8 protein-coding genes are annotated in these 11,693 nt (G+C 73.5%); 5 read left to right on the forward strand and 3 right to left on the reverse strand.

Going from position 1 to position 11,693, the window contains the following annotated elements; genetic code table 11:
* Positions 1-131: 131 nt before the first annotated feature.
* Positions 132-1,445, reverse strand: a complete 1,314-nt coding sequence (locus tag AB0M11_RS39930) for a cation:proton antiporter (protein ID WP_365713631.1) — start codon at positions 1,443-1,445, stop codon at positions 132-134.
* 294 nt (positions 1,446-1,739) lie between these two features.
* Between AB0M11_RS39930 and AB0M11_RS39935 the strand changes: the two genes are divergently transcribed.
* The 5 genes from AB0M11_RS39935 (at position 1,740) to AB0M11_RS39955 (ending at position 7,377) form a co-directional block, all read left to right on the forward strand.
* The gene (locus tag AB0M11_RS39935; RefSeq protein ID WP_365713633.1) at positions 1,740-2,798 is read left to right on the forward strand and encodes a hypothetical protein; all 1,059 of its coding nucleotides are present in this window, start codon (positions 1,740-1,742) and stop codon (positions 2,796-2,798) included.
* The gene (locus tag AB0M11_RS39940; RefSeq protein ID WP_365713635.1) at positions 2,795-3,904 is read left to right on the forward strand and encodes a caspase family protein; all 1,110 of its coding nucleotides are present in this window, start codon (positions 2,795-2,797) and stop codon (positions 3,902-3,904) included. Before AB0M11_RS39935 ends, AB0M11_RS39940 begins: the two co-directional genes overlap by 4 nt.
* A gap of 98 nt (positions 3,905-4,002) precedes the next feature.
* Positions 4,003-4,161, forward strand: a complete 159-nt coding sequence (locus tag AB0M11_RS39945; RefSeq protein WP_365713637.1) for a hypothetical protein — start codon at positions 4,003-4,005, stop codon at positions 4,159-4,161.
* A 22-nt stretch (positions 4,162-4,183) separates the two neighbouring features.
* Positions 4,184-5,968, forward strand: a complete 1,785-nt coding sequence (locus tag AB0M11_RS39950) for an HEXXH motif domain-containing protein (protein WP_365713639.1) — start codon at positions 4,184-4,186, stop codon at positions 5,966-5,968.
* 530 nt (positions 5,969-6,498) lie between these two features.
* Positions 6,499-7,377, forward strand: a complete 879-nt coding sequence (locus AB0M11_RS39955; protein ID WP_365713641.1) for an alpha/beta hydrolase — start codon at positions 6,499-6,501, stop codon at positions 7,375-7,377.
* Between the two features lie 35 nt (positions 7,378-7,412).
* Here the strand turns inward: AB0M11_RS39955 and fxsT are convergent, their stop codons facing one another.
* Together fxsT and AB0M11_RS39965 are read right to left on the reverse strand one after the other, a co-directional pair.
* Positions 7,413-11,342: an FxSxx-COOH system tetratricopeptide repeat protein gene (gene fxsT / locus AB0M11_RS39960; RefSeq protein WP_365713643.1), complete on the reverse strand. Its 3,930-nt coding sequence runs from the start codon at positions 11,340-11,342 to the stop codon at positions 7,413-7,415.
* Positions 11,339-11,578, reverse strand: a complete 240-nt coding sequence (locus AB0M11_RS39965) for a hypothetical protein (protein ID WP_365713645.1) — start codon at positions 11,576-11,578, stop codon at positions 11,339-11,341. Before AB0M11_RS39965 ends, fxsT begins: the two co-directional genes overlap by 4 nt.
* Positions 11,579-11,693: the final 115 nt, after the last annotated feature.

The raw sequence follows: 11,693 nt of genomic DNA on the forward strand, positions 1-11,693 counted from the left end.
CGGGGTGCTCCCATATTATCTTCTCTACCCGGGCGCCGCCGGGTGCCGTTACGCCCGCCCCCCCCGCCCGCCGCCCCCCCCCCCCCACGGCGCCCCGGCCGGTGGCCGCACGGTCGGCGCCGGCCGTGGCGCTAGGGCTGCGGCGTCGGTTCGGCGTCCACGGCCGGGGTCTGTCCGGAGCCCGGCCTCTGCTCGCCGTCGGGGCCGGTGCCGAGGCGGTCGGCCGGACGGTGCAGCGGGCCGATCAGCGGACCGGTGGCCGCCGTGGTGACGAGCGCCATCACGACCAGCAGCGCGTACAGCCGGGGGCCGATCACCCCCGCCTGCAACCCGACGTTGAGCACGATGAGTTCGGTGAGCCCCCGGGTGTTGAGCAGCACGCCGATCAGCAGCGAGTCGCGCCAGGGCAGCCGGGCGCCGCCTCGGGCCGACAGGGCGCCGGCGGCCACCTTGCCCACCACCGCGGCGGCGCATATCACCAGCAGGAGCACAAGGTCGGAGGCGTGCACCCCGTTGAGCTGCACCGACATCCCGGAGATCGTGAAGAACACCGGCAGCAGCAGGCCGCCGGTCTCCTGCAGCGGTCGCAGCACCTGGCTGTCGGGGGCGCCGTCGGGCTGGCGCGGCATGATGATCCCGGCCAGCAGCGCACCGAAGATCACATGCAGTCCGAGCGCGCTGGTGGCCCAGGCGGAGGCCAGCGCCAGGGCCGCGGCGACGGGGACGTGATTGGTCAGCAGGGCGCCGGGCCGGCGCATCCACCACTTCATCGCCGGCCGCACGACGGCGAACATCACCAGCACGTACGCGGCGAGCAGCGCCACCTTGAGGGTCCAGGAGCGCAGCGAGCCGTCCTCGCCGCCGATCAGGGCGACGGCCAGCACCGGCCAGCTCAGCGCGTCGATGACTCCGGCGGCGGCCATCGCGATCGTGGCGGGGCGGGTGCCGGCCAGGCCCTGGTCCCGGATGATGCTCGCCAGCACGGGCACCGCCGTGATGGACAGGGCGACCGCCATATAGAGGGTGAATGTCGCGTCGATCGGATGCCCGCCGTTCGCGGAGCGGAAACCTCCGGAATACAGCAGGACGATGCCGGCTCCGATAAACATGGGAATCGCGAACCCGCTCAGCGAGACGGCGGTCACCGCGCCGCGATGACGCAGCTGGCCGAGGTCGAGTTCATAGCCGACCGCGAACAGGAACAGCACCAGCGCGACTTGCGCCACGGAAGTGAGAATTGGCTTGATCTGGTCCGGGAACAGGGTTTCGTACACCCCTCCGGGGGCCAGACCCAGCAGGCTGGGGCCGAGGGCGATGCCGGCGAATAACTGTCCGATGACGGAAGGCTGGCGCAGCCTGCGCGCGACCGCTCCCAGGGCGGTGGAGGCCGTGATCACCAGTGCGAGAGCTGCGACGACATGAGTGACAGTGGAGTCGATGCTCACCGGCATCCCCCTTCGGCAAGTGCCGCACCCTGTGGCGTTTTCCCTACGCAGTGTAGCCGTCGAAGACGCAACTGACCTATTGTTGCGTGCGCTTGGAATATGCCGTTCTGGGGCGGGGGGTCGACGGTGACGACGGTCTTATTCGTGCACGGCACCGGCGTGCGCGAGCCGGGATTCAGCGGAACCGTGGAAGTCGTACGGGAAGGATTGCGGCCGTTACGGCCCGAAGTCCGCGTTTCTTCCTGCTATTGGGGAGGAACTGCCGGATCGGTACTGCATGCGAACGGTATTTCCGTGCCGGGGTACGGGACCGGGCGTGAAGCACCGGACACGCACGCCCCCGGCGCGCTGCGACAGGACCTCGACGAGGACGTCGAATTCTGGGGACTTCTTTATCTGGACCCGCTGCTCGAACTGCGCCTGCTCACCGCGGAGACCACCGGGAGAACCGAGTCGGCCCCCGGAACCCGGCCGCCGGGCGAGGCGCTCTCGGCGGCGGCTCCGGCGCTCACCGCGGACGCCCCGTTGCGCCGCCTGCTGGACGCGGCGGGCCTCGCGGAGGACTTCGCCGCCGCCGTGGCCGCCGTACTGACCACCGACGACTGCCGCGCCTTCCTCCGCGCCCCCGTCGAGGGCGCCGGGACGGCCGAACTGGCGCGGGCCTTCGTGGCCGAGGCGGTGCGCCGCCGCACCGGGCGGCAGGGACCGGCGGCCGCCCTCGACGGCACCGCCCGCGACGAGGCGGTCGCCCGGATCGCGGCCCTGCTCCCCGGCCCCTCGGGCAGCGGGGACGAGCCGGGCACGCACCGCGGCCCGGTGACCCGGCGGATCAAGCGGCTCACCGGGCGGCTGGCCCTCGGCCTGGCCTCCGCGCAGGCGGTCAGACGGCGTTCGGCGCTCACCGACGCGGCCCATCCGGCGGCCGGGGACGTGCTGCTCTACCTGGCGCGCGGCGGCCCGGTCCGCGAGGCCGTCGCACAGGCCGTGCTCGCGGCGGAGCCGCCGGTCGTGCTGCTCGCCCACAGCCTCGGCGGCATAGCCGCGCTGGACCTGCTGGTGCTGCGGCCCCTGCCCCAGGTCGCGCTGCTGGTGACGGTCGGCTCGCAGGCCCCGTTCCTGTACGAACTGGGGGCGCTGCCCAGCCTGGAGCCCGGCGACCCGCTGCCCGGACACGTACCGCCCTGGCTGAACGTCTACGACCGCCGGGACCTGCTCAGCTACCTCGGGGCCGGCGTCTTCCCCGGCCGGGTCCGGGACGTCGCCCTGGACAGCCGCCAGCCCTTCCCGCTCTCCCACAGCGCCTACTGGAGCAACCCCGAGCTGTATCGCGTGCTGGCCGGGGAGCTGCCGTGACCGTCGCGCGCCCGGACCGGACCCACGCCGTCGTGGTCGGCGTGGAACGCTACGCCGTCGGCCCGTCCTGGGACCTGCCGGGACCGGCCGCCGACGCCCGCCGCTTCACCGCCTGGCTGCGCGGCCGTGGTGTGCCGGCCGCCCACATCTCCCTGCTGCTGGACGCCCTGCCCGGCACCGGCGGACCCGAGGTGGACGTGCCCGCCGGTCCCGCCGGGCGGGAGGCCGTGCAGGAGGTGCTGACCCGCCGGCTGCCCGCGGTCGAGGGCGACCTGCTGTTCGTCGTCTGGGGCGGCCACGGGGTCACCGACCCGCAGGGGCACCGCAGGCTCTTCTACGCCGACGCCACGGCCGGCGACAAGCGCAACCTGGACCTGGACGCCTGGCTGACCGCCCTCACCACCGACGCGCTGCCCGGCTTCCGGCGCCAGATCTGGCTGGTGGACTCCTGCCAGACCTTCGTCGAGGACCTCGGCTTCGTCCGCTCGCTGCCCGGCGAAGTCCCCTCCCGCGGCGACCGGTTGCCGGGCCGGGAGCAGTTCGTGCTGCTGGCCTCGGGACCGGGGCAGCGAGCGGCCAACGACCCCGTGCGGCGGACCGGGGCGTTCTCCCGGGCCGTGCTCTCCGTGCTGGAGGCGGCGGGTGACGAGAACTGGCCACCGGACATGGGGGCGGTGGCGGACACCGTGGTCGGACGGTTCACCGAGGGGGGCCAGCGGCCCACCTCGCTCTGGTACCGGTCCGGGGCCGGCGACGTCCGCCACTTCGACTTCCCCGCCGCCCGGCGCCGGGAGGAACCGGTGCCGGAGGCGGCCCTGGCCGAACTGGTCGCCCTGCTGGCCGGCTGGCCCGCCCTGACCGACCGCGACCAGCGCCAGCTCGTCGTCGGCATGCTGCCCGCGGACCTGGCCGGCGCCATTCCCCGGCTGGGCGCGGCCCGCGCGGACATCATCAGCATCGTCCGCACCTGCCGCCTGCACCCGGGCGGCCTGGCCGCTCTGGTCGAGGCGCTCGGTGTGCTCGACCCGGGCTCGCTGGCACAGCGCGAGCTGAAGGACTGGGCGGCCCGCCGGCTGCCGGCCGGGCCGGGGGACCGTCCGGCCTGATCACGGCCTTCCCGGCATCTGGTCCATGCGTCATCATGAAATCAACGGGAGACAGGGCGTTCTCAGGGGGACGGCGCATGGACAGGTCCGCGGAATTCATGAGATCCGAACTGCCCGACCTGAGCGACACCGCCCTCTCCGAGCTCCGGGCGCAGAGCCCCGACCTCTACGCGCGTGCACTGCAGCGGCTGCTGCGGCAGGTCGAACGGCCCAGGGTCAACTTCGCGACGGATCCGGGCCCCGGACGAGCCGACTGACGGACCCCGCGGAAGGAGACAGGTGCCGGACGCACGCTCCGCACCCGCGCAGGCGGATCACCATCTTCTGCCCTCGGCCCACTTCAGCGACCTGGCCGCGGGCCGGGGCGGCCCCGAGACGGTGCGTTTCCTGCGCGTCACCGAGTACAGCAGGCGGTTGCTGCTGCTGCGGACCCTGCTCGACGCCATCGCCGGGACCCCCGGCGCGCTCGGTCCGCTGCCGCCCGTGGACACCGCGTGGGACGTCCTGACGACGGCTCAGCGGCGGGCCCCGGAGGAGTTCGCGGAGCTGCTGACCCATCCCCAGGTCGGCATCTGGCTGGGGCACGGCCTGCGGCGCGTGCGCCACACGGCCTGGGGCGACGGGCCGCTCTGGACCGACCTCGGCCATCTGTACGCGGTGTGCGCGGTCGCCGCGCTGCGCGCCGGGCTGCCGCTGCGCACCACCGTGCCGTTGCGCGACGGCACGGCGATGTTCCCCACCCTCGGGCTGGCCCGGCTGCCGGACCGGCCGCGGTGGGGGACGGCGGAGGTGGTGGTCGGGGACGGCCGGCTGCGGGTCGATCCGCAGGGCGCGTGCGTGGGGCCGTCCGGCGCCCATGACGGTGACGCCCCCGGGTGGCTGGGGCTGCACACCCTGCGGGCCGCCGGGCGGGGACGGCCGATGACCCTCTGGCTGGACGACATCGACCCCTACCGGGACCTGGGCGAGCCGCTGCCGCCGCAGCGTCTCGGCAAGGACGAACTCGCCCGCTGGCAGGAACGCTTCGACGGCGCGCTGGACCTGCTCGCGGACATCGACCCGGGCACGGCCGCCGCGATGGCCGTGGGACTGCGCACCATCGCCCGGGTGCGCCGGTCCTCGGCCTGGACGGTCTTCAGCGCCTCGTCCAGCGACGCCTTCGGCGGCCTGCTCTCCTCGCTGCCCCCGGACCCGGTCAGCTTCGCGGTCACCCTCGTCCACGAGTTCCAGCACACCAAACTGGGCGCGCTGCTCCACCTGTTCACCCTGGAGCGGGACGACGGGACCGCACGGCACTACGCCCCCTGGCGCCCCGATCCGCGCCCGCTGAGCGGCCTGCTGCAGGGCGCCTACGCCTTCCTGGGCATCACCGACTTCTGGTGCAGGTACCTGGACCAGGCGCCGCCGGACGGGCGCCCGCCGGCCGAGTTCGAGTTCGCCCTGCGCAGGCGCCAGACCCAGGAGGCGGTGCACATCCTGCTCGCCGATCCCGCCCTGACCGCGCACGGCCGCCGCTTCCTGCACGGCATGGCCGGGCGGCTGCCGGCCTGGTGGTCGGACGCCCGGATCCGGCCGGAGATCGCCGCCCTGGCCGAGTTCGCGGCCACCGACCACCGCACCGGCTGGCGGATCCGGCACCTGGCCCCCGCCCCGGACGACGTCCGTGCGCTGGCCCGGTCCTTCACCGCCGGTGCCGCGGCCGACGCGCGCATCGCCGCGTCCACCGTCGTCCCCGATCCCGTCGCGCCCTGGTCCCAGGCCCGCGACGGACTGATCCGGCAGCGCCTCGCCGTGCCGGACGCCGGGGACCGGCCCGTACCGTCCGTCGCCGACCGCGCCCTGGTCGCCGGAGACCCGTCCGCCGCCGAGGCCTACGCCCGCCTGCTGGCGGGGGACCCCGAGGACGCCGACGCGTGGACCGGTCTCGTCCTCGCCCTCGGGGCCCGTCCGCTGCTGCACCGTCCCGAACTGCCGCGCGCGGTGCACCGCGAACTCCGCATGACCGGCACGGCCGCCGACCCGCGCGACGTCGCCCGCTGGCTGGCCGCCGCCCCGGCCACCTGAGCAGCGGCCGGAAGCGGCCCCCGGTGCCGCCGGAGGTCACCCCGGCGCCGTCCCGCGGCCGTGCTCGCGCGGGGTGCCGGGCGCGCGGCCCGCCCCGGTCCGCCCGGCCCGCGTCAACTTTGCTGCCCCGCACCAGGCTTGGACCTGCCATGCGCGGGGCAGAGCCCTCCTACCGGACAGCAGGTACCGGTCAGGGCTCGGCAAGAGGAGGGCGTCATGGACGGTCGGATCCGCGTACGCGTTGTTCGTCGGCCCGCTCCCCGCGGGCAGGAGATCGACCGCAGGACGCCTTCCGGGCGCATCCTGCCGTACTAGTGCCCCGGAGACCCGGAGCACGCCGTGCGGGGCCGGGGGCGGTCGCCGGTTCGCGCCCTGTACGACGGGCGCGGGACCGGCACGTACCCGGTCACCGCCCTTGAGTCCCGCCGTTAACAAGCCGGTTGACCTGCACGTTCGTTTCGCCGCTCGGCTCTGCGGGCAAGTGCCGGGCAGCGCGGCCCCGGCCAGGGCCGCGGGAGGGGGACACGGCGGTGCCTGATCTGGTGCGGACGACGGGTGGGCGGCGGCTGCGGGTGGAGGTGTCCGGGGATCCCAGGGGGCGCCCGGTGTTCCTCCTGCACGGCATGCCCGGCAGCCGGGTCGGGCCGCGGCCCCGGCCGATGTTCCTGTTCCAGCACGGTGCCCGGCTCATCAGCTTCGACCGTCCGGGGTACGGGGGTTCGGACCGCCGGCCGGGGCGGCGGGTCGTGGACGTCGTCGAGGACGTGGCGGCCGTGGCGGACGCCTTGGGTCTCGACCGGTTCGCGGTGGCCGGACGCTCCGGCGGCGGGCCGCACGCCCTCGCCTGCGCGGCCCTGCTGCCGGGCCGGGTGACGCGCGCCGCGGCCCTGGTGGCGCTCGCGCCGCGGGACGCCGAGGGGCTCGACTGGTTCGCCGGGATGACGCCGTTCAACGTCCGCGAGTTCCACACGGCCGTCACCGACCCGGAAGGGTACGAGGCCGGGATCATCCCGCGCTCGGCCGACATCCGCAGCAACCCGGCGCGGCTGCTGGAGGACCTGCGCTCGGACCTGACCGAGGAGGACCGGCTGATCGTCTCCGACAGCAGCATCCGCTCGATGCTGCTGCGCACCTACCACGAGGCGCTGCGCACCTCGCCGTACGGCTGGATCGACGACGCGCTCGCGCTGACCCGGCCGTGGGGCTTCGACCCGGCGCACATCGGGGTCCCGGTGCTGCTGTGGCACGGCGCCAGGGACGTGTTCTCGCCCGCCTCGCACTTCTCCTGGCTGGCCGCCCGCATCCCGCGCGCCAGGGCCGTCCTGGAGCCGAGGGCGGCCCACTTCGGGTCGCTGCGCGCCCTGCCCGACGTACTGGACTGGCTGCTGGCGGGCACGCCGCGGGGCTGACCCGCGGACCGTCGGGCACCGTCCGCCGCGCGCGCTCACACGGCCAGCGGCTCCAGGTCCCGGTACACGCGCCGCTCCTCCAGGGCGAAGCGGGTGATGCCGTTGTTCTCGCCGAGTTTCTCGCGCAGCCCCTGCAGCCTCCGGACCGCGTCCTCGCGCAGCGTCCGGGCCTCGTCCGGGCGGCCGAGGGCGTTCAGCGTGAGGGCGCCGTTGCTGACCACGGCGAGCACCTCGGGATGGTCGGCGCCGAGGTCGGCGCGGAGCGCGTCGATGCTGAGCCGCTCCCGCTCCCAGGCCTCCTCCAGCCGGCCGCTCTGGGCGAGCACGATGGCGTAGTTGGCGGAGCAGAACTGGGTGTGCGGGTGATGGGCGCCCAGCACCTCGGTCATGCGCTCCAGCACCTTCTGGAACACCTCCTCGGCCTGCTCCGCGTCCCCGCAGCCCCAGTGGAAGACGGCGAGGTTGTTCATCGCGGTCTGCGTGTAGGGGTGGGCCTCGCCGGGCTTCTTCACGTACTCGGTGAGCACCTTCTGCGCGACGTCGCGGGCGGCCTCGGGGTCCTCGGCCGCGAACAGGTCGGCGGCGAGGTTGAGTTCGCAGGCCAGCGAGTCCGGGGTGGGCGCGGTGTACTGGGCGCGGTACTGCTCCAGCGTCGCGGACGTCAGCTGTCGCGCGTCCTCCAGCTCGCCCGCCCGGCGCAGCGACACCGCGAGCGACTTCGCGCACCGCAACGTGCCCGGGAACTCCTTGCCGAGCACCCGCTTGTGCTGCTCGTACGCCCGCGACAGCACGGCCACCGACGCCTGGTACTCGCCGACCTCGCGCAGGTCCCGGCCGAGGTTCTCGGCGGACGACAGCGTGTAGATGTGATCGGCGCCGTGCACCTGCGTGCGCCGGGTGAGGGTGACCTCGTCGATCTGCAGGGCGTCCTTGTACCGGCCGACCATGCGCAGCGCCAGGGCGAGGTTGTTGGCCGCGTTCAGGGTGCGCGGGTGGGCCTCGTAGAAGAGGTCGCTGAAGCCGTCGTGCGCCTCCTTCGCCAGCTCCACCGCCTTGGTGTACTCGCCGAGCGCGGCGAGGTCGCTGGAGAGGCCGGAGGTGGTGATGAACGTGTGCGGGTGCCGGTCGCCGAGCAGCCGGCGCTGCCGCCGCAGCACGTCGTCGTCCATCTCCCGCGCCTCGACGTACAGTCCCTGGGAGCGCAGCACGTTGGCGAGCTGGCAGCGCAGGTACAGGTACTGCTCGTCGTCCTCGCCGAGGGGTTCCTTCCAGTGCGCGAGGAGTTCCTCGGCGAGCCGCTGCGCGCGCGGGAACTCGCCGCGCTTCCACAGGTAGCGGACGCGGTCGATGAGCAGCCGGCGCGGCTCCGCCTCGGTGCAGTTGCGGATGTCGGAGGCGGTCAGGTGCGGCCAGATGATGTCGAACTGCGCCCAGTTCTCCCGGTTGTCGGTGGGTTCGTCGCCCTTGGGGCGGGCGCCTCTGAGGATCTCGTGCACCGTGTGCCGTGCGGTGCGCCGGTCCTCCTCCGTCATCTGGGAGCGGATCACCGCCTGCACCAGCCGGTGCACCTGGATCGAGCGGTTGATCTGGTCGACCTTGGCGAGGGCGAGCTTGCCGATCTCCCGTACCAGCTGGCCGATCAGCATGCTCTCCGTCAGGCGCAGGGCGGAGAGCATCTCGTCGCTGTCGTAGAGCAGTTCCGAGGAGATCGGCTCGGCGGCGAGGAACGCGCACAGCTGCAGCAGCCGGACCGAGGCGGGCGAGCGTTCCCGGAGCCGCTGGATGGAGATGTTCCAGGTGGCGGCCACCGTCTCGGGGTAGTCGGAGGGCTGGTTGAGCCCCATCACCGCCGCGGTCTCCTCGGTGAGGCGGCGCAGGTACTCGGCCGTGGGCATGGCGGTCTCGGCCAGCCAGGCGCCGGCCTGCTCCACCGCGAGCGGCAGGTCGCCCACCGCCTCCGCGACCTGGTCGGCCTCGGCGGGGGTGAGGCCCGGGGCGCGCCGGGACAGGTGCTCGACGCTCTCCTGCCGCTGGAAGACGTCGACCGGCAGCGTCTGACCCCTGTCGGACCACGCCTGGTTGCGCGAGGTGACCAGGATGTGGCCGCCGCCGGTGGTGGGCATGTAACCGGCGAGGTCCTCCGGGTCGTCGGCGTTGTCGAAGACGAGGATCCACCGCTTGGTGGGGTTGCCCCTGGAGAGCATGCGCACGGTTTCCTTGCTGGCCAGCGCCATGTCCTCACCGCCGGGCGCGCCGATGCGGGAGCCGAGTTCGGCGAGCGCGGCCACCACGTTGTCGACGTTCTCGGCCGGCACCCACCACACCAGGTCGTAGTCGGCGCTGAACCGGTGCACGTACTCCAGCGCGATCTGCGTCTTGCCGACCCCGCCCATCCCGAACAGCGCCTGGTGCTGCGGCAGGACGGCGGTCATGCCGCTGCGCAGCTGCTCGCGCACCTTCTCGAGGATGTAACCCCGGCCGGTGAACGTGCTGTTGCGCTGCGGCACGTTCCAGTGGTCCGGCACGTGGCCGGGGAACCGGGGCGCGGCCGGTCCGCCTTTCGGCAGCTGCGCGGGCAGTTCGAGCGCGCCGAGCAGCGCGGCCTCGCAGCCGGGTTCGTCGAGTCCGTGCAGGTCGACCAGGTCGGCCTGGTGCTGGTACGACTCCGGGGGCTGGACCTCGTCGACCCGCACCGGTGTCACGGAGCCCGGGAGCGCGTCGCCGGCGGCCGCGGGGCCCGGCAGGTCCTCGGTGTGCCGGGAGTCGTACAGCGCCCGGGACCAGAGCACCAGGGCGCGGGTGCCGGGGGCGGGGGCGCCCAGCGGCCCGGTGGCCAGGTCGTGCAGGACGACGGTGCACCCGGCCCGCTTCAGCAGCGATTCGGCCCAGTCGGCCCACATCCGGTTCTCCGCCGCGTAGGCGATCTCCACCCGCAGCGCCGAGGTCTGCGGCCGCCGCCGGATGAACGCGTCCCGGCAGCGCAGCCGCACCGCGTCCGGGATCGGCGGCAGCGCGGTGACCTCGTTGTCGGTCACGAACGCGGTGAGCCGCTCGAACGCGGCCAGCAGCGACTTCGGGTCGCCCTTCTTGTCGCCGACGACGGCGAGCGTCTCCTCGTACGCGTAATACGGCTTGTACGGGATTTCGACGCTGCCCCAGTAGGCGGTGATCTCGTCGGCGCTCAGCCGCTCGCCGCCCGGCCCCTTCGGCAGGCCGGCGAACTTCGACCGGGCCACCGCGCGGCCCGCCTCCACCTTGTCCTTCTCGCCGTCGTCGACGCGCATCGGCACCGGCAGCACCCGGATCCGCCGCTTGCGGCTCTCGTCGCCGACGCTGTACGCCACGTCGGCGGCGCCGTCCAGGGCCTGGTCGCTGAAGGTGAAGCAGTCGACGAGGAGGTCGGGCATCTGCAGGGTGCAGATGTCGGCGGTGTCCGACCGCCCGGTGCGCGAGTCGATCAGGACGTAGTCGTACGACCGCTTCATGCTGTCGCGCAGCGCTTCCAGGAACATGCCGCCGCCGAGGCGGTCGTAGAAGTTGTCCCACTCCAGGGAGGACGCCGTGCCCGAGTAGGCGCGGAACTGCTTTCCCGCGGAGAGGAAGTCGAGCGAGCCGCCCTTCTCGAAGGCGAGCCCCTGCCGTTCCGGGGAGAGCGAGACGGCGTGCTGTTCGACGTCCGCGAACTCCAGGTGCCAGGGTCCCGTGCGGGTGATGCCGTCGGTCGCCGCCCAGGCGTAGTCCTGGAGGATGTTGAGGACGCCCCCGGTGGCGGCGAGCACGTTGGGGTCCAGGAACGGATGGAAGAAGCGGTCCAGTCCCGGGGCCTCCAGGTCCCAGTCGACCGCGAGGACCCGTTTGCCGTTGGCGGCGAGGATCCATGCCGTGTTGGCGAGCGCCATCGTCCGTCCGGTGCCGCCCTTGTACGAGTAGAAGGTGATGATGCGTCCGTCGCTTGCGGCCGTCATGCCTCTCCTCCGGAGTCGTCTCCCGTGTCCGGGCCGGACGACGGGTAGGGGTCCGCCAGACGGGGCCTGGGGACGTGCGGGCCCGGCGGCAGTCGGACCTCCGCGTTCTTCAGGAACTGCCGGGTGGTGTAGGCGACCACCTCGGGCAGCACCCGGGTGAAGGACTTGAGCGTGGGCACGCCGTTGACGGCGAGCCGGGTGTCGCTGTGCCGGGCCCGCTCCAGGATCGTCGGCATCACCCGCTCCAGCTCCTCGGCCCGTCTTCAAATCAAGACCACGAATTCCACACAACCCTCTCTTCAGGCGGCTCTCGATGGTCTAGATTGACCGTGCTTCGCACATGCTGGGACA

The sequence above is a fragment of the Streptomyces sp. NPDC051987 genome, from assembly GCF_040680735.1.
Taxonomy (GTDB): domain Bacteria; phylum Actinomycetota; class Actinomycetes; order Streptomycetales; family Streptomycetaceae; genus Streptomyces.

Bases quoted from the DNA above. Each gene is read 5' to 3' on its own strand.
- AB0M11_RS39945 (WP_365713637.1), top strand. From the start codon at position 4,003: ATGAGATCCGAACTGCCCGACCTGAGCGACACCGCCCTCTCCGAGCTC.
- fxsT (WP_365713643.1), bottom strand. From the start codon at position 11,342: ATGACGGCCGCAAGCGACGGACGCATCATCACCTTCTACTCGTACAAG.
- AB0M11_RS39965 (WP_365713645.1), bottom strand. From the start codon at position 11,578: ATGCCGACGATCCTGGAGCGGGCCCGGCACAGCGACACCCGGCTCGCC.